Below are 20399 nucleotides of genomic sequence, written 5' to 3' on the forward strand. Positions count from 1 at the left end.
CCGTCGACCCGGACGACCTCGCCGAGGTCGCGGCCGCGGTCCTGGTCCAGGAGGAACACACCGGCCAGACGTACGAGCTCACCGGGCCGGCGTCGACCACTCCACGCGAGCGGACTCAGGCGATCGGAGACGCGCTCGGAACAGCGGTGCGGTTCGTCGAGCAGACCCGTGCGGAGGCCCGGGCCCAGATGCTGCAGTTCATGCCCGAGCCCGTCGTGGAGGGCACCCTCTCCATCCTCGGCGAGCCGATGCCCGCCGAGCAGCGCGTGAGCCCCCACATCGAGCAGGTCCTCGGCCGCCCGGCCCGTACGTTCGCCGACTGGGCGGCCCGCAACATCGCCGCCTTCCGCTGAACCTGTTCCGCCGGCCGGTCTCGCGCACCCGTACGACGCGAGGCCGGCCACCGCCGTGTCGCGGCGACCGTTCCCCCGCCGGAGGCCGAGCACGGCTCCGGCCCGTCACGAAAGAGCGCCATGACCACTCCGGATGGGATCTGTCGAGGATGAGTGCCATGTCCCTGCCACTGCCCTCCTCCGCCGAGGCCTTCCTGGCGGAGCCGCATGTGTGCACGCTGACGACCTTGCGCCCCGACGGCACCCCGCACGTGGCCCCCGTACGGTTCACCTGGGACGGCGCGACCGCACGGGTCATGACGGTGGGGTCGCGCCGCAAGGCCGGGAACCTCGCCGCTCCAGGGAGCCGAGCCGCGATCTGCCAGGTGGTGGGCCCTCGCTGGATCACGCTCGAGGGCTCCGCGACCGTGTCCGACGACCCCCGTCGGCTGGCCGAGGGGATACGCCGATACGCCGGCCGCTACGGGACGCCACCACCCGCCCCACCCGGGCTCGTGGTGATCGAGATCGCGGTCGATCGGGTGATGGGCCTTTGGCGATAGTGCGCGAGCGCTCTGTGGTCGACCGCGCGGGAACGGATGACGGCGATCCGGAGCGGTACTTCGACGGCGTCTGACGGGCCCGTGACCTGGTGAAGTTTCCCCAGGTCACGGGCTGGCGGTTCACGAATCAGCGTCGGCCAACTCACCGGGGCGCTGAGGCGCGGATGGCGGCTTGGCGGTGCCGTCTGAGGTCGGTTCGGGTTTGATGTAGAGGACCTCGCGGGCCTGCTCCGTGGCGCGGAGAAGGCTCTCGTGGACGAAGTCGAGGAAGCGGGCGGCGTTCTCCAGGCGGGTGGCGGCCGGGGTGCCGGGGCCGAGGATGGCGACGCCTTGGCGTGCGGTCTCGATGAACTGGTCGTTGGATCGGGCGCTGCGGATCATCGACTGGTACCAGAGGTCGTCGTCGACGATGTAGCGCTCGCGGCGGCGTTCGTCGCGTTCCCTGCGAACGAGGGCCAGGCCCTCCAGGAACGTGATCGCTTTGGAGATGGTCGCCGGGCTGACCTGGAGGCGCTGGGCGAGTCCGGAGGCGGTGAGGCTGCCGGAGTCGGTGGTGTAGAGGCAGGCCAGCACCCGGGCCGGCATCTTGGACAGGCCCGATTGCATGAGGACGGTGGTGAGCATCTCCTCGTACTCGCGCACGACCTCGGCGTCGCGTCCGTCCTCATTCAACCGGGGCGTCTGCGGCCCCCGGGTCTCGGCCTGCCTGCGCCGGTGGGTGCGCTGCTGGGTGGCGCGGTGGGCCAGGTCGGCGCGGTAGCCGGTGGGGCCTCCGTTCCGCATCACCTCACGCGTGATCGTCGAGGTCGGACGATCGAGACGCCGGGCGATCTCGGCGTAGGCCAGGCCGTCGGCCAGCCCCAACGCGATCTGCTGGCGTTCCTGCTGGGTGAGTCTGCCTCCCGGCATCACGACCCCCTTCATGCCTGCCTGGTGTTCCTGACGCCTTCACCATAGCGTTCATCTTCAATACATTGCAACGTTCAACTTTCCTGTCGTTGCGTTAAATGCGAAGCGGTTGCAATGATTATTGTGCTTCTACCTGCATAGATGCTTCTTCTAAGCAAAGATCTCGTTGCCTAGATCTGGAAAGCAACGTAGCGTTTCCGGTGTCAGAAAGAACGAGCACAGGAGAGCACGATGAACAAGTTCGACACCCCCACCCCGATCGCCGCCGTCCTGGACATCCCCGCGGGGCGCGTCACCTTCCTCGCCGGCGACCGGGCCGACACCACGGTCGAGGTCCTGCCCGCCAACGCCTCCAAGGGCCGTGATGTGAAGGCGGCGGAGCAGACCACGGTCAGCTACGGCGACGGTGTCCTGCGGGTCGAGAGCGCGGCGGCGACGAACCAGTACTTCGGTCCGTCGGGGGCCGTCGAGGTGACCATCAAGCTGCCGACCGGGTCCCGGGTCGAGGCCAAGGCGGCCAGCACCGAGCTGCGGGCCGTGGGACGGCTCGGTGACGTCGCCTTCGACGGCGCGTACCGCCAGATCAAGATCGACGAGGCCACCAGCGTCCGCCTGACCGCGACCGACGGCGACGTCGAGGTCGGCCGCCTCGGCGGTCCTGGCCAGATCAGCACCGCACGGGGTGACATCCGGATCGCCGAGGCCATGGGCGGCACCCTCACGCTGGTCACCCAGTCCGGCGACATCTCGGTCACCGCCGCCGCCGGCGTCTCGGCCGCCCTGGACGCCGGCACCAGCCACGGCCGTGTCAGCAACGCCCTGAAGAACGACGGCACCGCCGACCTGGACATCCGCGCCACCACCTCCAACGGCGACATCACCGCCCGCAGCCTCTGACCCGCAGCCTCCAAAGGAGCATCACCATGACCGACCTGGCCATCGCGGCGACCGGGCTGCGCAAGTCCTACGGCGACAAAGTCGTGCTCGACGGCGTCGACCTGGCCGTCCCCGAAGGAACGATCTTCTCCCTGCTCGGCCCGAACGGCGCCGGCAAGACCACCACCGTGCAGATCCTGTCCACCCTGATCCGCGCCGACGACGGCACCGTCCAGGTCGCCGGATACGACCTGAACCGCCAAGCCGACGACGTACGCGGCGCGATCGGCGTCACCGGCCAGTACTCGGCCGTCGACAAGCTGCTCACCGGCGAGGAGAACCTGCTCCTCATGGCCGACCTCAAGCACCTGACCCGCAGGGACGGCAAGCGCAAGGCCGCCGAGCTGCTGGAGCGCTTCGACCTGGTCGACGCGGCCGGCAAGCCCGCCGCCACCTACTCCGGCGGCATGCAGCGCCGGCTCGACCTGGCGATGACCCTGGTCGGCGACCCGCGCCTGATCTTCCTGGACGAGCCCACCACCGGCCTCGACCCGCGCAGCCGCCGCGCCATGTGGCAGATCGTGCGTGAACTCGTCAAGAACGGCGTCACCATCTTCCTGACCACGCAGTACCTGGAGGAAGCCGACGAGCTCGCCGACCGCATCGCCGTCCTCGACCACGGACGGCTGATCGCCGAAGGCACCGCCGAAGAGCTCAAGCGGCTCATCCCCGGCGGCCACATCGAGCTCACCTTCGCCGACACGCAGTTGCTCGACGCCGCTCGCAACCTCCTCGACGCAGGGATCGCCGACACCGAGGCGCTCACCCTGCAGGTGCCGAGCGACGGCAGCGTACGCGCGATCCGCGAACTGCTCGCCCTCCTGGACGAATGCTCGATCGACGTCGCCGAAATGAGCGTCCACACCCCCGACCTCGACGACGTCTTCCTCACCCTCACCGGCCAGAACAAGGAGGCCACCCGATGAGCACCCTCACCCTCGCCACGCGCGACTCGGCCACCATGGTCCGGCGCCAGCTCAAGCGCCTGATCCGCTACCCGTCCATGACCGTGCAGCTGATCGTCACGCCCGTCATCATCCTGATCCTGTTCGTCTACGTCTTCGGCGGCACCCTCGGCAAGGGCCTCGGCGGCAGCCGCGACGCCTACATCAACTACGTCGTCCCCGGCATCCTGCTCATGGCGGCCGCCACGGCCGCGACCGGAACCGCCGTCATGGTCGCCACCGACATGACCGAAGGCATCATCGCCCGCTTCCGCACCATGCGGATCTCCCGGGCCTCGGTCCTCACCGGCCACGTCGTCGCCAGCGTCATCCAGCAACTCCTCGGCATGGCCGTGGTCGTCGGCATCGCCCTCGCCATCGGGTTCCGGCCCAACGCCACCCCCGTCGAATGGCTGGCCGCCGCCGGGATGCTCACCCTGTTCGTCGTGGCCATCACCTGGCTGTCGGTCGCCCTCGGCCTGAAGTCCCCCACTCCCGAAGCCGCCAGCAACGCCCCGATGCCCCTGGTCTTCCTGCCCTTCCTCGGCAGCGGCTTCGTCCCCACCGACTCCATGCCCACCGCCCTCCGCTGGTTCGCCGAGTACCAGCCCTTCACCCCGATCATGGAAACCGTACGCGGACTCCTCCTCGGCACCCCGATCGGCAACAGCGCCGCCATCGCCATCGCCTGGTGCACCGGCCTCGCCGCCGTCTCCTACCTCTGGGCCAAGAAGACCTTCAACAAGGCCTGACCATGAACCGGCCGAACAGGGCCGTCAGACCAACGGGTCTGACGGCCCTGAGCCTTTTCACCCGTCGCACGGTCAAGGAGCGGATCCAGCGGCTGATGGGTTCACGATCACGGTTCGCGGGTCAACCGATCGGTGGATCCGCTCAACCGTCCGGTCCGTCCGGTGTTTCAACGGGCGGTCGATGCCGCGTCCGGGCGGATTTCGCGAGGCTGAAGGCACATGACCGCGATAGACCGGAATGCCGGAAGGGCTACCGCATGCCAGCAGTGATCGAGGTGCAGAACCTGCACAAGAGCTACGGGGACACCGTGGCGGTCGACGATGTCTCCTTCACCGTCCAGGAGGGGGAGATCTTCGGGATCCTCGGCCCCAACGGCGCGGGCAAGACCACGACGGTGGAGTGCGTCGAGGGGTTGCGCAGGCCGGACCGGGGCGAGATCAGCGTGCTCGGGCTCGACCCGCAGCGGGACCGCGCCGAGCTGACCCAGGGGCTCGGTGTGCAGCTCCAGGACGGCGAGCTGCCCAACCGGTTGAAGGTCGGGGAGGCGCTCGCGCTCTACAGCTCCTTCTACCGGGCACCGGCGGACTGGCGTGCGCTGATGGACGCGCTCGGGCTCGCGAGCAAGAGCTCGACCAGGTACGGGAAGCTGTCCGGCGGTCAGAAGCAGCGGCTGTCGATCGCGCTGGCGCTGGTCGGGAACCCGCGGGTGGCGGTGCTCGACGAGCTGACCACCGGCCTCGACCCGCAGGCCAGACGCGACACCTGGCAGCTGATCGAGGACGTGCGCTCCCGCGGCGTCACGATCGTGCTCGTCACCCACTTCATGGAGGAGGCCGAGCGGCTGTGTGACCGGATCGCGCTGATCGACACGGGCCGCGTCGTCGCGGTGGACACCCCGGACGGGCTGACCGAGCGGGTCCAGACCGAACAGCGGATCCGCTTCCGGCCGTCCGTACCGTTCGACGAGACGCTGCTGACCAGCCTGCCGGACGTGACCGGCGTCATCCACAGGGGCGATGTCGTGGTGGTCACGGGCAACGACAACGCGCTGAACGCGGTCACCTCCGTGCTGGCCCGCAACAACATCGTGGCGCAGCAGCTGCGCGTGGAGCAGGCCAGCCTGGAGGACGCCTTCATCGCGCTGACCGGACGGCACCCGGAGACCGGGCAGCACGCGAGCCAGAGCCGACCCGGCCAGGACTAGGAGGAAATGGTCATGTCCGTCACCACCACCGCAGCACCGCCGACGGCCGCGTCGCGTCCTGGGCTCTGGCGGCTCACCGTCACCGAGCTGAAGCTCTTCATCCGCGAGCGGGTCGGGCCCATCTGGGGCGTCGGATTCCCGCTGCTGCTGCTGATCATCTTCGGGAGCATCCACTCCTTCAACAAGCCGCAGAAGGACTTCGGCGGCGCCACCACTCTCGATATCTACGTGCCCGTTCTGATCGCGTTCTCGATCGCGATCCTCGCGCTCAGCGCGCTGCCGATGGTGCTGGCCGGCTACCGGGAGAAAGGCATCCTGCGTCGGCTGCGGACGACGCCGATGGGCCCGGTCCGGCTGCTCACCGCCCAGCTCGCGGTCAACTTCGCCGTCACGGTGGTCGTGGTGATCGTGATCCTTGTGGTGGCCAGACTGGGGTACGGCGTGGCCCTGCCGAAGCAGCTCGCCGGGTTCGTCATCGCCGTGCTGCTCGCCGCCGCCGCGCTGCTTGCGGTCGGCCTGTTCGTCGCCGCGACCGCCGGGAGCGGGCGGGCCGCGCAGGCGATCGGCACGATCCTGTTCTTCCCGATGATGTTCTTCGCCGGCCTGTGGGTGCCCATCGCCCAGATGCCCAAGCTCCTGCGCTACATCAGTCATGGCACCCCGCTCGGGGCGGCGGTCCAGGCGCTGCAGAGGGCGTCCGAGGGGCACTGGCCGCACCCGCAGCAACTGCTGGTCATGGCGGCGTACGCGGTGGTGTTCGGGCTGGCCAGCGCTAGATTGTTCCGCTGGGAATAGGTTGCGGCGGGAAGGACGCGGATGAGCAATCCGATGCCCCGCACCCAATGGAATCGGCGATCGCTTCCGATGGTGACCGTCGTGCCCTACGTGCTGCTGGCGATCCCGACCGGTGTCACGGTGGCGATCAGACGGTCCAACGGCGACTCCTTCGCCATCGATCTCGCGCTGTGCGCGCTGACGGCGGCGTGGATGCTGTGGATGTTCACGCTGCATCCGGCCTGGCGGGAGCGCCCGCGGGTGATGGGGCTGTTCGTGAGCGTGCTGATCGTGCTCATGGCGATCCTGGTGATCAGGGATCCCTGGTTCGGGTTGTTCACACCCGCCGGCTACTTCTACTCCTTCCGGTTCTTCTCCTGGCCGTCGGAACTGGCCGCCATCAGCGGGGTGGCGATCGTGGCGGGCACCGCGCAGGCGGCCGACGTGCCGAAGACGAACGTCTTCGGCGTACTCGGCTACCTGGCCGTCCTCGCCGTGAACATCATTCCGATGTGTGGTCTGGCCTGGCTCGGCCAGAAGGGCGAGGAGCACGACGAACTGCGTGAGCAAGCCCTCGCGGAGGTGAGCGAGGCCAACCTCAGGCTCGAGGCGAGCCTGGCCGAGAACGCCGGCCTGCAGCAGCAGTTGCTGACCCAGGCGAGGGAGGCCGGGGTCGCCGACGAGCGGCAGCGGATGGCCCGCGAGATCCACGACACGCTGGCGCAGGGGCTCACCGGGATCATCACCCAACTGCAGGCGGCCGAGCAGTTCGCCGATGATCCGGCGCTGTGGCGCCGGCATGTTCAGGCAGCGACCGGGCTGGCCAGGGAGAGCCTGTCCGAGGCACGACGGTCGGTCCACGCGCTGCGTCCCGAGCCGCTGGAGGCGGCACGGCTGAGCGAGGCGCTGGCCGACGTCGCCGAGCGCTGGTCGGCGCTGCACGGCATCGCGGTCCAGGTCACCACGACCGGCACGGCACGGTCGATGCCGCCGGAGGCCGATGTCGCGCTGCTGCGCACGGCGCAGGAGGCACTGGCGAACGTCGCCAAGCACGCGCGGGCGACCAACGTCGGGCTGACACTGTCCTACATGGAGAACGAGGTCGCGTTGGACGTGCGTGACGACGGCAGGGGCTTCGAACCGGACCGGTTCGGCGACGGCGGCGGTCGGCCGGGCGTGGGAGATGACGGTCCGCGGCGTCCCGACGCGGGCGCGCCGGGTGGCGGGTTCGGCCTGGTCGCGATGCGGCAGCGTATCGAGAGCCTGTCCGGGACGCTCCAGGTCGAATCGGAACCGGGTGCCGGCACGGCCATCTCGGCCTGCATCCCGGCCGCGCCCGCGGGAGTCGGCGCATGAACCCCGCGACCGGCGCCCCGATCAGGCTGCTGATCGCGGATGACCACCCCGTGGTCAGGGACGGGTTGAGCGGCATGTTCGCGCGCGACCCGGGCTTCGAGGTGCTCGGCGAGGCCGGCGACGGCGCCGAGGCGATCCGGCTCGCCCAGGCCCTCACACCCGACGTGATCCTGATGGACCTGCGGATGCCCGGCGTGGACGGCCTGACCGCGATCACCGAGCTGGCCCGTCGGGGCATCACCGCGCGCGTGCTCGTGCTGACCACCTACGACACCGACAGCTACGTCCTGCCGGCGATCGAGGCGGGTGCCACCGGCTATCTGCTCAAGGACGCTCCCCGCGACGAACTGCTGCGGGCGGTACGCGCGGCGGCCCACGGTCAGGCGGTGCTCTCGCCGTCGGTGGCGACCCGGCTGATGAGCCGGGTCCGGGAGCCCGAGACCAAGCCGCTCAGCCGGCGAGAGCTCGAGATCCTGGAACTGGTCGCGGCCGGAACCACCAACCGGGACGCGGCGGCCAAGCTGTTCATCAGCGAGGCCACCGTCAAGACCCACCTGGTGAACATCTACGCCAAGCTCGGGGTCGGCGACCGCGCCGCGGCGGTCGCCGAGGCGTTCAACCGGGGCCTGCTCACCCCCGATACACCGGAACACCCGTGACGCCCATGTGAGGGCCTGGTCACCACCGTCGTGCCGCCGCGGTCCCGCCAGGACCGCTCACCCGCGCACCCTCCGCGAACAAGCCGCCGACCTCGCCGAATAAACCGCCCGGCCACGGCGACCCAACCCCAACCGAGTCGCCGGTCGCCCGCCAGTGCTCACGAAAACGCGGACCCTACAACGAGGCCGTCGTCAGTGGGCCATGTCGACGAAGCGGCTGTAGTGGCCCTGGAAGGCGACGGTGACGGTGGCGGTCGGGCCGTTACGGTGCTTGGCCACGATCAGGTCGGCCTCGCCTGCCCGCGGGGACTCCTTCTCATAGGCGTCCTCGCGGTGCAGCAGGATGACCATGTCCGCATCCTGCTCGATCGATCCCGATTCGCGAAGGTCGGACACCATGGGCTTCTTGTCCGTTCGCTGTTCGGGGCCACGGTTGAGCTGGGAGAGCGCGATCACCGGGACCTCGAGCTCCTTGGCGAGAAGCTTCAGCGACCGGGAGAACTCCGAGACCTCGACCTGGCGGCTCTCCACCCGCTTGCCGGACGTCATGAGCTGCAGATAGTCGATGATGACCAGGCGCAGGTCGTGCTGCTGCTTGAGCCGCCGGCACTTGGCGCGGATCTCCATCATCGACATGTTCGGCGAGTCGTCGATGAACAGCGGCGCCTCGGCGACCTCGCTCATCCGCCGGGCCAGGCGGGTCCAGTCCTCGTCGTTCATCGAGCCGGATCGCATGGCGTGCAGCGCGACCCGCGCCTCGGCCGACAGCAGTCGCATGGTGATCTCGTTGCGCCCCATTTCCAGGGAGAACACCACGGTCGCCAGCTGATGCTTGATCGCCGCCGCCCGAGCAAGGTCGAGAGCCAAGGTCGACTTACCAATTGCCGGACGAGCGGCGATGATGATCATTTGTCCGGAATGGAGGCCGTTGGTGAGGGCGTCCAGGTCGGTGAAGCCGGTGGGGACGCCGACCATCTGGCCGCCGCGGCTGCCGATCGCCTCGATCTCGTCGAGGGCCCCGGGCATGATGTCGCTGAGCGGCGCGTAGTCCTCGCCGGACCGCTTGTCGGCGATGGCGTAGACCTCGGCCTGCGCCCGGTCGAGGAGTGCGTCGGCGTCGGCGCCGTCGGTGCTGTATCCGAGCTGGGCGATGCGAGTGCCGACCTCGACGAGGCGGCGCAGGACGGCCTTCTCCTGGACGATCTTGGCGTAGTAGCCGGCGTTGGCCGCGGTGGGCACCGACGCGACGAGCGTGTGGAGGTAGGGGGCGTCGCCGATGCGGCTGAGCTCGCCGCGCTTGAGCAGCTCGTCCTTGACCGTGATGGCGTCGACCGGGTCGCCCCGGCCGTACAGGTCGAGCACCCGCTCGAACACGGTCTGGTGGGCGGGCCGGTAGAAGTCACGGCTCTGGACCATCTCGATGACCTCGGAGATGGCCGTCGGGGACAGCAGCATGCTGCCCAGGACGCACTGCTCGGCGGCGAGATCGTGCGGCGGCGTGCGCTCGAACTCCTGCTCGTGTGACGGCATCTCGGTGACGCTCATTCCGGCACCCCCAACCGCCTCAATCGTTCACGTCTTCCACGTCTACCCCCCGGGTCTGACAGTCTGCGGCCGATACCGGAGGGTTGGCAAAACGATCTGTGGAGGGCTCTGTGGACGGCCTGTGCAAACACGCCGATCCGACTGTGCACATCGCCTGTGGATAACTTGTGGATGATCGGATCGCCCTACCGAAAGGCCGCGCTGAGCTGGTAATACTCCATCCACCACCTGTGGGCGGGAGAAAGTTCTGGCGACGGTCATCCACAGGGTCACCCACAGGACAGAGTAAGCGTCAACTCACATTTGTCGGTTACAGTGGCACATCATGACGTTCCGGCACCCCCACGACCGGGAGATCCTCCGACTCGCGGTTCCGGCCTTCGGCGCGCTTGTTGCCGAGCCGCTGTTCCTGCTCACCGACTCGGTGATCGTCGGCCGTCTCGGCACCGTCTCCCTCGGCGCGCTCGGGGTGGCCGGGCAGATCCTCGGCACGCTGGTCAACCTGTGCGTGTTCCTCGCGTACGGGACCACCGCCTCCGTCTCCCGCCAGGTCGGCGCCGGGAACCATCGGGCCGCCGTGCGCCAGGGCGTCGACGGGATCTGGCTCGCCGCCCTCATCGGGGTCGTGCTCATCGTCGCCGGGCGGCCGCTCGTCCCGGCGGTCGTCCACGCGTTCGGCGCGTCGGCCGTGATCGCGCCTCAGGCGGAGACGTACGTCCACGTCAGCCTGCTCGGGGTGCCCGGGATGCTGATCGTGCTGGCCGGGACCGGGGTGCTGCGCGGCCTGCAGGACACCAGGACGCCGCTGTTCGTGTCGGTGGGGATGTTCGCCGTCAACGCGGGACTCAATGCCCTGTTCGTCCTGGTGCTGGGGTGGGGGATCGCGGGATCGGCCTGGGGCACCGTCGTGGCCCAGACCGGCGGAGCCGCCGTGTACGTCGTCATGGTGGTACGCGGCGCGCGGACGTACGACGCGCCCCTGCGCCCGGACCTGCGCGGGCTCCGGGCGTCCGCGACGGCCGGCGTGGGCCTCCTCATCCGTACGCTCAGCCTGCGCGTCGTCCTGGTCGTCGCGACCATGGTGGCAGCGCGGCTGGGTGACGCCCAGATCGCCGCCCACCAGATCGCGGCGAACGTCTGGACGTTCATGGCGTTCGCGCTGGACGCGATCGCGATCGCCGGGCAGGCGATCACCGGCCGGCAGCTCGGCGCGGGCGACGTGGCGGGCGCCCGCTCCGCGACCCGCCGGATGGTCGAGTGGGGCGTGGCCTGCGGGGTTGTGTTCGCGCTCGCGCTGTTCGCCGTACGCCCCTGGCTGCCGGACGCGTTCACCGGCGACGCGACCGTACGGTCACAGCTCCTGAGCGCGCTCGTGATCGTCGCGCTGCTGCAGCCGATCGCCGGAGTGGTCTTCGTCCTCGACGGTGTGCTGATCGGCGCCGGGGACATGGGGTACCTCGCGGTGGCCGGCGTGATCCAGACGGCGGCGTTCCTGCCGGTGGCGTGGCTCGCGTACGCGCTGGGCGGCGGCCTGGTGTCACTGTGGCTCGCGATGGGCGTCTGGATGACCGCCCGGCTGGTCACCCTGGGCCTGCGTGCCCGGAGCAACGCCTGGCTCGTCGCCGGAGCCGTCCGCAGCTGACTCCTCGCCGGACGCCGACTAGGCGCGGGTGCCATCCGGCAACTCGCCGCCGGAGCCGTCCGCGGCCGACTCCTCGCCGGACGCCGACTAGGCGCGGGTGCCATCCGGCAACTCGCCGCCGGAGCCGTCCGCGGCCGACTCCTCGTGGGTCGCCAGCTGGGCGCGCATGCCGTCCAGCATCCGCTGCAGGCCGTACTCGAACAGTGTGTCCTGATCGAGGGCGGCGGCTCCGCCGGCGGCGAGGATGGGGAACTCCGCAGGGTCGAGCGCGGGCATCGGGTCGTCCTCGCGTTCGGAGCCACGCTGCTCGTCGAGCACGAAGCCGCTCACGAAGTGGCCGAGGACCAGGACCGCGCGTATGGCGTCGGCGGGCTCGAACCCGGCCTCCACCAGCACGCTCAGCGTGCGTTCGATGTCCGGCCAGGCCTCGCGGACCGGCCGGTTGCCCGCGGCGAGCCGGGCGCCGTCGCGGTGCGTGAGCATCCCCCGGCGCATCATCCGCATGCCCCCGGCGAGCCACTCGTCCCACGCCTGACCGGCCTCGGGCGTGACCCCGAGGCTCACGCCTGCTTCTTGTCTGGCGAAGACGGCCAGGTGGTCGAGGAGGTCCTGCTTGTTCGTGAAATGCCAGTACAGCGCCGGTGCCTGGACGCCGAGCTCCTTGGCCAGCCTCCGCAGCGACAGGCCGTCGAGGCCGACCTCGTCGAGCAGGCGCAGGGCCGTACGGAGCACGGTCTCGCGTTCGAGCGCCATCGGGGCCTCCCTTCCCTGTTGACAATTTAACATCGTTAAGTCCATGCTTAACACCGTTAAGGACTTAACGATGTTAAGGAGAGACGGATGTCGTACGACGTGGCGATCGTCGGAGGCGGACCGGTCGGCCTGTTCCTCGCCTGCGAGCTTCGGCTCCACGGGGTCCGGACCGTCGTCCTGGAGCAGCGCACCGAGATCGACCAGACCATCAAGGCGGGCGGCGTCACCGGACGGGGAGCCGACATCCTCACCCGCAGGAACGTCGTCGAACTGCTGGGCGACCTGCCCACCTTCGCCGACCTGATGGGCGGCAGGAAGCTTGGCGACAAGAGCCTCCAAGCCCAGACGGCGAAGGGCGGCGGGCCTCTCCTGGGGCACTTCGCCGGGCTCTGGATCCTGCGCGGCGGCTCGTACTCAGGCGGAGCGCCGATCCTCACCCCGCAGCAGGCGCTCGAGAGCGCCCTGGAGAAGCACGCCGCCGAACTGGGCGTCGCCGTACGGCGCGGCCACGCCCTCACCCGCCTCGACCAGGACGACCACGGCGTCGCGCTCACCGTCGAAGGACCCGAAGGCCCGTACGAGCTTCGCGTCGGCTGGCTCGTCGGCTGCGACGGAGGCCGCAGCGCCGTCCGCAAGATGACCGGGTTCGCCTTCCCCGGTCTCGACGGCGTGACCACCGGCCATCAGGCGCTCGCCGACTTCGACGAACCCGATTTTTTCCCGTTCGGCTGGCAACGTACGGCGCACGGGATGCTAGTCCGAGGACCGGTGCCCCAGCGGGTGATGACCCTGGAGTTCGACGGACCTCCGGTCGACCGTTCAGCACCGGTCACCCGGGAGGAACTGCAGGCGTCCGTACGGCGGCTGTCCGGCACGGACGTCACCGTCACCGCCGTCCACAGCGCCACGCGGTTCACCGACAACACGCGACAGGCCGACACCTACCGCATCGGGCGGGTCCTGCTGGCCGGCGACGCCGCCCACGTGCACCCGCCGTTCGGCGGACAGGGGCTCGCCCTCGGCTTCGGCGACGCCGTCAACCTCGGCTGGAAACTCGCCGCCGAGGTGGCCGGACGGGCCCCGGACGGGCTCCTCGACACCTACACGACCGAACGCCACCCGGCCGCGGCGCGCGTCCTGCACAACACGCGCGCCCAGGTGGCGCTGCTGGCCCCGGGGCCGCGGGTCGACGCGCTGCGCGACGTCTTCACCGCCCTGGCCGAAACAACGGAGGCGAACCGCCTGCTCACCGACCTCATGGGCGACCGCGACCTCCGGTACGAGGTGGACGTCGACCATCCGCTCGCCGGCCGCTTCTGCCCGGACCTGCCCCTGACCGTCTCCGGCACGGCGACGAGCGTGGCCGCGCTGTCGCGGGCCGGCCGTCCGCTCCTGCTCGACCTGGACTCACGGCTGCGGGACGCGGTACGGCCGTGGGCCGATCGGATCGAGGTCGTGACGGCGCGTACGGACGAGGCTCCGGCGCCCGCCGTGCTCGTACGGCCGGACGGGTACGTGGCCTGGGCGGGCGAGGACGCGGACGGCCTCGAGCGGGCGTGCGCGCGCTGGTTCGGCTCTCCCGTACGAGGCTAGGGGGTGTCGGCCGGGGTGAAACCGGTCAGCATCGCGGTGAGGCCGACGTCGAAGTGGTCGTCGGGTTCGGTGGCGTCGGCCGCCTCGGCCAGCACGTTGTAGTCGGGCGCACCCGGGGCGGGTCGCCTGCTCCGGGCGCCGGCGCCCAGGCGCAGGACGGCGACGCTGAGGGCGTGCCCGACGGTGTACTCCCGCAGGCAGCGGATGATCCGAAGGGCGGCGTCCGGCGCGAAGCCCGCGTCCCGCAGCCGGGTGATCATCGAGACGCCCGTGTCGATCGACGCGGGCGAGCGGACCGGCCGGGTCGCGAAGATCGGGACGGCGTGGGGATGCCGCAGAAGAGCGTCCCGGAGGCGATGGCAGTACCCCGAGGCCAGTTCCTGCCAGGTGCCGTCCCAGGGCAGGGAGGCGACGTCGAGCTCGTCGAAGATCGCCTCCGCTACGCCGTCGAAGAGCGCCTCCTGGTCCGCGAAGTGACGGTAGACGGCCATGGGGTCGACCCCCAGCGCGGCACCGAGCTTGCGCATGGAGAACTTCGCCAGGCCGTCGGCGTCGATGAGGGCCAGCGCGGCGGAGGCGATGTGGTCGCGGTTGAGGCGTACCCGGGGAGGTCTCGACGGCGATGCTTCGCCGGTGCGGCCCTTGGGCGTCATGAGGAGTAGCGGTCCAGGATCGTGTTGAGCCGGGTCGTGAAGTCCGCCGGCGACTGCTGGTAGACCGTGTGGCCGCCGGGGAACGTCTCGCAGGATACGCCGAGCCGCTCGGCGATCACGAGCGCAGGCCGGTGGTAGGGACGGCCGGCGCTGTGCTCGCCGACGGCCGTGCACCAGGGGACACCGGCCTCACGCAGGGCGTCGAGGTCGGGCCGGTAGCTGAAGCAGATGGCGGGCAGTTCGCGTTCGATGAGGAGATCGGCGTTGCCCAGCAGGCGTGTCATGGCCGACGGCTCGCGCCGGGTGATGCCGCGCAGCACCGACCCGGCGGCCAGGCCCCACCGGGTGGCGACGGCGATCAAGGCCTGCCCGAACGCGGACCGGAAGATCCCCGGTGGATCGTCCATCGTCATCGCGCCGAACGCGGCGTACGCCCGCATGGCGCCCTTCTCGCGTCCCAGCCGGGCGATGTCCTCCAAGGCCCGCCGCTCGGCGCTGTCGGCGGGCAGGATCTGAACGAGCGGGGGCTCGTGGACGACGGCCCCCAGGAGCCGGTCGGCGTGGCGGGTCAGCAACTCCACGGCGATGATCGCCCCACCGCTGCTGCCGAACACGAACGCGCGGTCGATCCCGTAATGGTCCAGGATCGAGACGACGTCCCCGGCTTGGTCGGACATCTCGACCGGGCCGTCGGGCTCGTCGAGCCGGCTTCGCGAGTTTCCGCGCCGGTCGAACGTGACGACCGTGAACCGTCCCGCCAGCAGCGGAACGACGTCCCCGTACACGCCCGCGTCGCCACCGCCGCCCGGGATCAGCACCAAGGCCGGTCCCTGACCGGATCGCTCGACGTGCAGCAGCGCACCCTTGGTCCGAACCTGCTCCACCTCAGTGTCCATCGCTCCCCCTCGCCCGATCACGAACCGCATGTCTACGACGTAGACTACATCGTAGATACGGCAATGGCGTGGGTGACCACCTGCTCGACCGTCGCCGGTACGGCGCGTGGCCCCCTACAGGCGCCGGCGGCCGGCGACACGGCGTCTCGCAGCAAGCGGCAACGCCTGGAGGGAGGTCGCGGGAATGTCAGTGGTCTCCGACACGCTTGCCTTGCCACGGGGCCTCTGGGATCGGAGTGGCGAGGACACCTCATTGTGAAGGCGCGGAAATACGCTCCAGTGTCGGCCGGTCACGCTAGACTTCGAACATGTGTTCTACACAAGGGGAGCGTCTGGCTCGCCTCACCCGAGCGATCGACGACCTGGCGGCCGAGGGCCTCGGCGGCCTTCCGCCGGACGCGTGGGCGGAGCGGGTGGCCGGCATCTGGGCCCTCGTCGAGGGCCTCGATCCCGAACTCGCCCGCCGCCGCGCCTGCTACTCGACTTTGGAGTCCTGAGCGACGGACCGGGTGCGGCCCAGCCCCGGCGTCCGTACGGCGCCGTTGCGACGGACGCCGAGCAGCCGCCGCACCCGGTCGCCGGAGAGCCGATGAGCGAGGTCAGCCTCGATGGCGGCGCTGATGGCGCGAGGTGACGCGGCGTCGCTCATCCGAAGGCGGTCCGGCGTGACGTGCGGCGTCGTCCAGGGCACGCGCCACTTCCACCCGCAGGCGGGGCAGCCGACGGTACAGCACGTCGCCCGGGCAGTCCGTCTCGTTGTAGTCGCGGTGGCCGATGATCGCGACCGACGGATCCAGCTGGTGGGCCGCGCACAGCCAGACGCAGACCTCGACCAGGGACTCCCACAGTTTGCCGGGCACGTCCTCCTTCAGGTACGTGCCCTCGTTCTCGATGCCGATCGTGTGCTCGTTGTGGTGCAGCGACTGCGCACCGACGACGAGCCGCCCGTCCTGGATGGCCTGCAGCGAACCCGCCCGACCCTCCATGATGTGGCCGCCGCGGCTGATGGTCAGCTGCTCACCGATGTCGTCCCAGCCCTGGGTCTCCATGTGATCCCGCTGGATCTGCCGGGAGAGCGCGAACGCATGCGCGCGGGACCCGTCTCCCGCGTTGGGAGAGGCGGTGTGGTGCACGATGATGTGGTCCGGCGCGCGATCGAGCACCCGGGATGGATGCCTGGGCGGCCGTGCACCCCACTCCTTGCGCGTGTACACCTTCGGTACCGCGTCGGCGTTCGCCCACATCATCCCGCCGGCCATCATGACATCGGCGGCGACGGCGCCCAGCATCGCCCGCAGCACATTCCGGCGTAGCGTCCCCTCACCCACGATCGCGGCCACCCCCCGTGGACGACTGATCGCCAAGCGTAGTGATCAGATCACGGAATGCGAGGAGGCTGGATTGGGTGTTTCGTGGTGAAGTGCCCGCGCGGAGAACGCACGAAGGGCCGGGTCCATAGGACCCGGCCCGTTGCGCTGATCGAAAAAGGTCAGCCGGCGAGGACCTCGAGAGAGATCTTCGCGCTCACCTCGGGGTGCAGGCGGACCGCGACCTGGTGGGCGCCGACCGTCTTGATCGGGTTCTTGACCTCGATGCGGCGCTTGTCCAGGCTCGGACCACCGGACGCCTTCACGGCGCCGGCGATGTCGGCCGGGGTCACGGCGCCGAACAGCCGACCGCTGTCACCGGCACGCGTGCGCAGCCGCACCTTGAGCTTCTCCAGCTCGCCGCGGACGGCCTCCGCCTGCTCGACGCTGGCGATCTCACGGGCCGCGCGGGCCTTGCGGATCGAGTCGATCTGCTTCTCCGCGCCGCGGGTCCACTGGATCGCGAAGCCGCGCGGGATCAGGTAGTTACGGCCGTAGCCGTCCTTCACCTCGACGACCTCGCCGGGAGCGCCGAGGCCGGAGACCTGCTGAGTCAGGATGAGCTTCATGAAGAGTGACTCCTTTCTCAGCGGGCCGTGCTGGTGTACGGCAGCAGCGCCATCTCGCGGGCGTTCTTGATCGCGGTGGCGACGTCACGCTGGTGCTGGGTGCAGTTGCCCGTCACCCGGCGAGCGCGGATCTTGCCGCGGTCGGAGATGAACTTGCGCAGCAGCGCCGTGTCCTTGTAGTCGACGTAGGAGAGCTTCTCCTGGCAGAACAGGCAAACCTTCTTCTTCGGCTTGCGTGGTGCCGGTTTCGCCATCGTGGTGCTCCTTAGAAGAAGAGCCCCGCTCACGCGGGAATGGTCGGTCGGATGATGAGTGATGCCCGTACGGGCCTAGAACGGCGGGTCGTCGGAGAATCCACCGCCGCCGCCCCCGGTCGCCCAGGGGTCGTCGGCCGGGGCGTTGCCGCCTCCGCCGAATCCGCCTCCGCCCTGTCCGCCCTGACCGCCACCGAAGCCGCCGCCCTGGCCACCGCCGTAGCCGCCGCCACCCTGGCCGCCGCCACCGCCGCCGCCGAAACCGCCGCCACCGCCGCTGCGCTGGCTCTTGTTCACCTTGGCGGTGGCGTTCTTCAGGGACGGGCCGACATCGTCGGCCTCGAGCTCGAAGACGGTCCGCTTCTCGCCCTCACGGGTCTCGTACGACCGCTGCTTCAGGCGGCCCTGGACGATGACCCGCATGCCGCGCTGGAGGCTCTCGGCGACGTTCTCCGCCGCCTGCCGCCAGACGTTGCAGGTGAGGAAGAGGCTCTCGCCGTCCTTCCACTCACCGGACTGCTGGTCGCGAAACCGAGGGGTGGAGGCCACGCGGAACGTCGCGACCGCTTGCCCGTTGGGCGTGAAGCGCAGTTCAGGGTCGGCGACGAGGTTGCCGACGATCGTGATCTGGGTGTCGCCTGCTGCCATGCGGCTCTCCGGTTACAGATCGTGTGCGTGTCGTGGGCTGACCGGGCGACGGTCAGTGGGCCTCGGGGCGGATGACCTTGGTGCGCAGGATGGTCTCCTGCAGGTTCAGCTGCCGGTCGAGCTCTTTGACCGTGTCGGGGGTGGCCGTCAGGTCGATGACCGCGTAGATGCCTTCGGACTTCTTGGCGATGTCGTACGACAGGCGCCGGCGGCCCCAGACGTCGACCTTCTCCACGCTGCCACCGCCGTCCTTGACCACGGTGAGGAACTGGTCGAGCGACGGCTGGACCGTACGCTCCTCGGCGTTCGGGTCGAGGATGACCATGACTTCGTAACGACGCATGCGGGTCCCAACCTCCTTTGGACTGGTGCGGTCACGGTCTCTCCGTGACAGGAGGGCTCTTGCGTCGCCCCGCATATCGGATGTGCGGGACCGACACAGGTTACCAACAACCAGCAGCTCAATCGGCACGCTTCGCGGGGACGGCTCCCCGCCGCGGGCGGGTGGCTCAGCGGCCGCGGCGACGGTCGAGCTCGGACATGATGTCGGCCATCCGTGACCGCATCCGCGCCGTCTGGGTCGTCAGCATGGACAACTCCTCGACGAGCTCGGCGTCGTCGATGGCCGCCAGGTCACGAGTGATAATCGTCATGGCATCCTCCGTTCGAAACCACGTTCGACATTACCGCGTGGGACCGACAGAACGCTCGCCGCCCCGAGACGTCGACCAGGGGCTTGACCAGCATGGCGACGAGGAACACCCTGGGAGGAAACCGTCTCGGATGGAGGTGGCAGACCGTATGTCACCGGCAGCGATCCCTCGACGTAGTCTCGGCCGCCAGGAGCATCCCCTGGAGAACTCCCTGGCGATCGCCACCGTGGTCACCGGCTTCGTCGCCTTCGTGCTCGGCGCCGTCGACGACACGCACTTCATCGCCGTGTGCGTGGGGATCGGGGCGTTCTTCTTCGGCCTGTACTCGCAGATGGTCTCCGCGACCACGGCCGAGCGCTGGCTGAACGTCCTGGGGATCGGCATGGCGTTCCTCGGCGTCGGCCTCGGCCTGTCCCATGGCGGCTTCTCGATCTGACCCCGCTCCCGGGCGCCGGCCCCGCGCTCCGGATCCCCCGGTCCGCGACTCTGGATCGGCCGCGGTCAGCGTGTCCGTCCCACCTCGCGCGTAGGCTCGACGCCATGCTGCGAATCGGAGCCCACGTCGACCGGACCGACCCGCTCGCCGCCGCGGCCGCGAAGAAGGCCGAAGCGGTGCAGTTCTTCCTCGGCGACCCCCAGGGGTGGAAGGCGCCCGTCCTGCCCGAGGGGTACGAGGCGATCCGTGACTCCGACGTCGACGTCTACGTGCACGCGCCGTACGTCGTCAACGTCGCGTCGCCGAACAACCGCATCCGGATCCCGAGCCGCAAGATCCTCACCCAGCAGCTCGAGGGTGCCGCGAAGATCGGCGCCAAGGGTCTGATCGTGCACGGCGGGCACGTGCTGAAGAACGACGACCCGCAGGCCGGCTTCGACAACTGGCGGAAGGTCTTCGAGCGGATGGAGGACCGCCCAGTCCCCGTTCTGATCGAGAACACCGCCGGCGGCGACAACGCCATGGCCCGCAAGCTGGACCGGATCGCCCGGCTGTGGGAGGCGCTCGACGGCTTCGACGTCGGATTCTGCCTCGACACCTGCCACGCGCACGCGGCGGGCGAGGACCTGGTCGACGTCGTCGAGCGCGTCAAGGCCATCACCGGCCGGATCGACCTGGTCCACTGCAACGACAGCCGCGACGCCTTCGGCTCCGGCGCCGACCGGCACGCCAACCTCGGCGACGGCCAGATCGACCCGGAGCTGATCCTCGCCGTCGTCCGCGCGGCCGGCGCGCCGGTGATCGTGGAGACGCCCGGCGACGGACAGGCCGCCGACATCGCCTGGCTCCGCGAGCACCTCTGACCAGGGCACGTACGGGCGTAACTCGCGGCACCAGGCGGCGGGGCGCCTGCCGTGACGCGTCCGTCGGCGCGTCGGGGCGGGCGCGTCGTTCAGCATC

At 69.9% G+C, this 20399-nt stretch carries 25 protein-coding genes; 14 read left to right on the plus strand and 11 right to left on the minus strand.

Features of this window, described 5'->3' with window-relative positions; genetic code table 11:
* Both ABEA24_RS51800 and ABEA24_RS51805 read left to right on the plus strand, forming a co-directional pair.
* A partial coding sequence (locus ABEA24_RS51800; protein WP_486303937.1) for a Rossmann-fold NAD(P)-binding domain-containing protein occupies positions 1-353 on the plus strand: 353 nt, incomplete at its 5' end.
* Between the two features lie 158 nt (positions 354-511).
* Complete coding sequence (locus ABEA24_RS51805) at positions 512-895, plus strand: TIGR03618 family F420-dependent PPOX class oxidoreductase (RefSeq protein ID WP_345443986.1); 384 nt, start codon at positions 512-514, stop codon at positions 893-895.
* Positions 896-1015: 120 nt separating this feature from the next.
* On the opposite strand, the gene ABEA24_RS51810 is transcribed toward ABEA24_RS51805, so the two are convergent.
* Positions 1016-1804, minus strand: coding sequence for a helix-turn-helix domain-containing protein (locus tag ABEA24_RS51810; RefSeq protein ID WP_345443989.1), 789 nt, complete (start codon positions 1802-1804; stop codon positions 1016-1018).
* Between the two features lie 231 nt (positions 1805-2035).
* Here ABEA24_RS51810 and ABEA24_RS51815 point away from each other — a divergent pair, with 231 nt between their 5' ends.
* From ABEA24_RS51815 to ABEA24_RS51845, 7 genes are all read left to right on the plus strand, one after another.
* Complete coding sequence (locus ABEA24_RS51815) at positions 2036-2701, plus strand: DUF4097 family beta strand repeat-containing protein (RefSeq protein WP_345443992.1); 666 nt, start codon at positions 2036-2038, stop codon at positions 2699-2701.
* A 26-nt stretch (positions 2702-2727) separates the two neighbouring features.
* The gene (locus ABEA24_RS51820; RefSeq protein ID WP_345443995.1) at positions 2728-3666 is read left to right on the plus strand and encodes an ATP-binding cassette domain-containing protein; all 939 of its coding nucleotides are present in this window, start codon (positions 2728-2730) and stop codon (positions 3664-3666) included.
* Positions 3663-4436 (plus strand): ABC transporter permease, encoded by a 774-nt coding sequence (locus tag ABEA24_RS51825; protein ID WP_345443999.1) that lies wholly within the window; start codon positions 3663-3665, stop codon positions 4434-4436. The genes ABEA24_RS51820 and ABEA24_RS51825 overlap by 4 nt, the downstream gene beginning before the upstream one ends.
* A gap of 257 nt (positions 4437-4693) precedes the next feature.
* The gene (locus tag ABEA24_RS51830) at positions 4694-5641 is read left to right on the plus strand and encodes an ABC transporter ATP-binding protein (RefSeq protein WP_345444002.1); all 948 of its coding nucleotides are present in this window, start codon (positions 4694-4696) and stop codon (positions 5639-5641) included.
* 12 nt (positions 5642-5653) lie between these two features.
* A complete protein-coding gene (locus ABEA24_RS51835; protein WP_345444005.1) occupies positions 5654-6436 on the plus strand; it encodes an ABC transporter permease in 783 nt (260 codons plus the stop codon).
* A 21-nt stretch (positions 6437-6457) separates the two neighbouring features.
* On the plus strand, positions 6458-7771 hold the full coding sequence (locus ABEA24_RS51840; protein ID WP_345444008.1) for a sensor histidine kinase: 1314 nt from the start codon (positions 6458-6460) through the stop codon (positions 7769-7771).
* Positions 7768-8430, plus strand: a complete 663-nt coding sequence (locus ABEA24_RS51845; protein ID WP_345444011.1) for a response regulator — start codon at positions 7768-7770, stop codon at positions 8428-8430. The genes ABEA24_RS51840 and ABEA24_RS51845 overlap by 4 nt, the downstream gene beginning before the upstream one ends.
* 192 nt (positions 8431-8622) lie before the next feature.
* Here ABEA24_RS51845 and dnaB read toward each other — a convergent pair whose 3' ends face one another.
* The gene (gene dnaB / locus ABEA24_RS51850) at positions 8623-9975 is read right to left on the minus strand and encodes a replicative DNA helicase (RefSeq protein ID WP_345444013.1); all 1353 of its coding nucleotides are present in this window, start codon (positions 9973-9975) and stop codon (positions 8623-8625) included.
* 325 nt (positions 9976-10300) lie between these two features.
* Here dnaB and ABEA24_RS51855 point away from each other — a divergent pair, with 325 nt between their 5' ends.
* The gene (locus ABEA24_RS51855; RefSeq protein ID WP_345444016.1) at positions 10301-11617 is read left to right on the plus strand and encodes an MATE family efflux transporter; all 1317 of its coding nucleotides are present in this window, start codon (positions 10301-10303) and stop codon (positions 11615-11617) included.
* Positions 11618-11704: 87 nt separating this feature from the next.
* On the opposite strand, the gene ABEA24_RS51860 is transcribed toward ABEA24_RS51855, so the two are convergent.
* Positions 11705-12370 carry a TetR/AcrR family transcriptional regulator C-terminal domain-containing protein gene (locus ABEA24_RS51860; RefSeq protein ID WP_345444019.1) on the minus strand — a complete coding sequence of 222 codons (666 nt, stop codon included), beginning with the start codon at positions 12368-12370 and terminating at the stop codon, positions 11705-11707.
* A gap of 87 nt (positions 12371-12457) precedes the next feature.
* On the opposite strand from ABEA24_RS51860, the gene ABEA24_RS51865 reads away from it, so the two are divergent.
* Complete coding sequence (locus ABEA24_RS51865) at positions 12458-13963, plus strand: FAD-dependent monooxygenase (protein ID WP_345444022.1); 1506 nt, start codon at positions 12458-12460, stop codon at positions 13961-13963.
* Here ABEA24_RS51865 and ABEA24_RS51870 read toward each other — a convergent pair.
* Together ABEA24_RS51870 and ABEA24_RS51875 are read right to left on the minus strand one after the other, a co-directional pair.
* Positions 13960-14616, minus strand: a complete 657-nt coding sequence (locus tag ABEA24_RS51870; RefSeq protein WP_345444025.1) for a TetR/AcrR family transcriptional regulator C-terminal domain-containing protein — start codon at positions 14614-14616, stop codon at positions 13960-13962. The genes ABEA24_RS51865 and ABEA24_RS51870 overlap by 4 nt on opposite strands.
* Positions 14613-15512, minus strand: a complete 900-nt coding sequence (locus ABEA24_RS51875) for an alpha/beta fold hydrolase (protein ID WP_345444028.1) — start codon at positions 15510-15512, stop codon at positions 14613-14615. Before ABEA24_RS51875 ends, ABEA24_RS51870 begins: the two co-directional genes overlap by 4 nt.
* 308 nt (positions 15513-15820) lie before the next feature.
* On the opposite strand from ABEA24_RS51875, the gene ABEA24_RS51880 reads away from it, so the two are divergent.
* Positions 15821-16009, plus strand: a complete 189-nt coding sequence (locus tag ABEA24_RS51880; protein WP_345444031.1) for a hypothetical protein — start codon at positions 15821-15823, stop codon at positions 16007-16009.
* 102 nt (positions 16010-16111) lie between these two features.
* On the opposite strand, the gene ABEA24_RS51885 is transcribed toward ABEA24_RS51880, so the two are convergent.
* The 6 genes from ABEA24_RS51885 to ABEA24_RS51910 all read right to left on the minus strand — a co-directional run bounded on the left by ABEA24_RS51885 (position 16112) and on the right by ABEA24_RS51910 (position 19003).
* Positions 16112-16840, minus strand: a complete 729-nt coding sequence (locus ABEA24_RS51885) for a peptidoglycan recognition protein family protein (protein WP_345444034.1) — start codon at positions 16838-16840, stop codon at positions 16112-16114.
* Positions 16841-17001: 161 nt separating this feature from the next.
* Positions 17002-17448 (minus strand): 50S ribosomal protein L9, encoded by a 447-nt coding sequence (rplI, locus tag ABEA24_RS51890; protein WP_345444036.1) that lies wholly within the window; start codon positions 17446-17448, stop codon positions 17002-17004.
* A 17-nt stretch (positions 17449-17465) separates the two neighbouring features.
* Positions 17466-17702: a 30S ribosomal protein S18 gene (gene rpsR / locus ABEA24_RS51895; protein WP_252781265.1), complete on the minus strand. Its 237-nt coding sequence runs from the start codon at positions 17700-17702 to the stop codon at positions 17466-17468.
* A gap of 75 nt (positions 17703-17777) precedes the next feature.
* Positions 17778-18350 carry a single-stranded DNA-binding protein gene (locus ABEA24_RS51900; RefSeq protein ID WP_345444038.1) on the minus strand — a complete coding sequence of 191 codons (573 nt, stop codon included), beginning with the start codon at positions 18348-18350 and terminating at the stop codon, positions 17778-17780.
* Between the two features lie 52 nt (positions 18351-18402).
* On the minus strand, positions 18403-18693 hold the full coding sequence (gene rpsF, locus ABEA24_RS51905; protein WP_345444041.1) for a 30S ribosomal protein S6: 291 nt from the start codon (positions 18691-18693) through the stop codon (positions 18403-18405).
* Between the two features lie 166 nt (positions 18694-18859).
* Complete coding sequence (locus tag ABEA24_RS51910; protein WP_345444044.1) at positions 18860-19003, minus strand: hypothetical protein; 144 nt, start codon at positions 19001-19003, stop codon at positions 18860-18862.
* Positions 19004-19151: 148 nt separating this feature from the next.
* Here ABEA24_RS51910 and ABEA24_RS51915 point away from each other — a divergent pair, with 148 nt between their 5' ends.
* On the plus strand, positions 19152-19439 hold the full coding sequence (locus ABEA24_RS51915) for a hypothetical protein (protein ID WP_345444047.1): 288 nt from the start codon (positions 19152-19154) through the stop codon (positions 19437-19439).
* A 104-nt stretch (positions 19440-19543) separates the two neighbouring features.
* Complete coding sequence (locus ABEA24_RS51920; RefSeq protein WP_345444050.1) at positions 19544-20302, plus strand: deoxyribonuclease IV; 759 nt, start codon at positions 19544-19546, stop codon at positions 20300-20302.
* The last annotated feature ends 97 nt before the right edge of the window (positions 20303-20399 follow it).

Source organism: Actinoallomurus vinaceus (genome assembly GCF_039542055.1).
Lineage (GTDB): Bacteria > Actinomycetota > Actinomycetes > Streptosporangiales > Streptosporangiaceae > Actinoallomurus > Actinoallomurus vinaceus.

What these genes read in the sequence shown, in the direction of transcription:
- ABEA24_RS51805 (WP_345443986.1), top strand. Translation starts at nt 512, where the DNA reads ATGTCCCTGCCACTGCCCTCCTCCGCCGAGGCCTTCCTGGCGGAGCCG.
- ABEA24_RS51810 (WP_345443989.1), bottom strand. Translation starts at nt 1,804, where the DNA reads ATGCCGGGAGGCAGACTCACCCAGCAGGAACGCCAGCAGATCGCGTTG.
- ABEA24_RS51815 (WP_345443992.1), top strand. Translation starts at nt 2,036, where the DNA reads ATGAACAAGTTCGACACCCCCACCCCGATCGCCGCCGTCCTGGACATC.
- ABEA24_RS51820 (WP_345443995.1), top strand. Translation starts at nt 2,728, where the DNA reads ATGACCGACCTGGCCATCGCGGCGACCGGGCTGCGCAAGTCCTACGGC.
- ABEA24_RS51825 (WP_345443999.1), top strand. Translation starts at nt 3,663, where the DNA reads ATGAGCACCCTCACCCTCGCCACGCGCGACTCGGCCACCATGGTCCGG.
- ABEA24_RS51830 (WP_345444002.1), top strand. Translation starts at nt 4,694, where the DNA reads ATGCCAGCAGTGATCGAGGTGCAGAACCTGCACAAGAGCTACGGGGAC.
- ABEA24_RS51835 (WP_345444005.1), top strand. Translation starts at nt 5,654, where the DNA reads ATGTCCGTCACCACCACCGCAGCACCGCCGACGGCCGCGTCGCGTCCT.
- ABEA24_RS51840 (WP_345444008.1), top strand. Translation starts at nt 6,458, where the DNA reads ATGAGCAATCCGATGCCCCGCACCCAATGGAATCGGCGATCGCTTCCG.
- ABEA24_RS51845 (WP_345444011.1), top strand. Translation starts at nt 7,768, where the DNA reads ATGAACCCCGCGACCGGCGCCCCGATCAGGCTGCTGATCGCGGATGAC.
- dnaB (WP_345444013.1), bottom strand. Translation starts at nt 9,975, where the DNA reads ATGAGCGTCACCGAGATGCCGTCACACGAGCAGGAGTTCGAGCGCACG.
- ABEA24_RS51855 (WP_345444016.1), top strand. Translation starts at nt 10,301, where the DNA reads ATGACGTTCCGGCACCCCCACGACCGGGAGATCCTCCGACTCGCGGTT.
- ABEA24_RS51860 (WP_345444019.1), bottom strand. Translation starts at nt 12,370, where the DNA reads ATGGCGCTCGAACGCGAGACCGTGCTCCGTACGGCCCTGCGCCTGCTC.
- ABEA24_RS51865 (WP_345444022.1), top strand. Translation starts at nt 12,458, where the DNA reads ATGTCGTACGACGTGGCGATCGTCGGAGGCGGACCGGTCGGCCTGTTC.
- ABEA24_RS51870 (WP_345444025.1), bottom strand. Translation starts at nt 14,616, where the DNA reads ATGACGCCCAAGGGCCGCACCGGCGAAGCATCGCCGTCGAGACCTCCC.
- ABEA24_RS51875 (WP_345444028.1), bottom strand. Translation starts at nt 15,512, where the DNA reads ATGGACACTGAGGTGGAGCAGGTTCGGACCAAGGGTGCGCTGCTGCAC.
- ABEA24_RS51880 (WP_345444031.1), top strand. Translation starts at nt 15,821, where the DNA reads ATGTGTTCTACACAAGGGGAGCGTCTGGCTCGCCTCACCCGAGCGATC.
- rplI (WP_345444036.1), bottom strand. Translation starts at nt 17,448, where the DNA reads ATGAAGCTCATCCTGACTCAGCAGGTCTCCGGCCTCGGCGCTCCCGGC.
- rpsR (WP_252781265.1), bottom strand. Translation starts at nt 17,702, where the DNA reads ATGGCGAAACCGGCACCACGCAAGCCGAAGAAGAAGGTTTGCCTGTTC.
- ABEA24_RS51900 (WP_345444038.1), bottom strand. Translation starts at nt 18,350, where the DNA reads ATGGCAGCAGGCGACACCCAGATCACGATCGTCGGCAACCTCGTCGCC.
- rpsF (WP_345444041.1), bottom strand. Translation starts at nt 18,693, where the DNA reads ATGCGTCGTTACGAAGTCATGGTCATCCTCGACCCGAACGCCGAGGAG.
- ABEA24_RS51910 (WP_345444044.1), bottom strand. Translation starts at nt 19,003, where the DNA reads ATGACGATTATCACTCGTGACCTGGCGGCCATCGACGACGCCGAGCTC.
- ABEA24_RS51915 (WP_345444047.1), top strand. Translation starts at nt 19,152, where the DNA reads ATGTCACCGGCAGCGATCCCTCGACGTAGTCTCGGCCGCCAGGAGCAT.
- ABEA24_RS51920 (WP_345444050.1), top strand. Translation starts at nt 19,544, where the DNA reads ATGCTGCGAATCGGAGCCCACGTCGACCGGACCGACCCGCTCGCCGCC.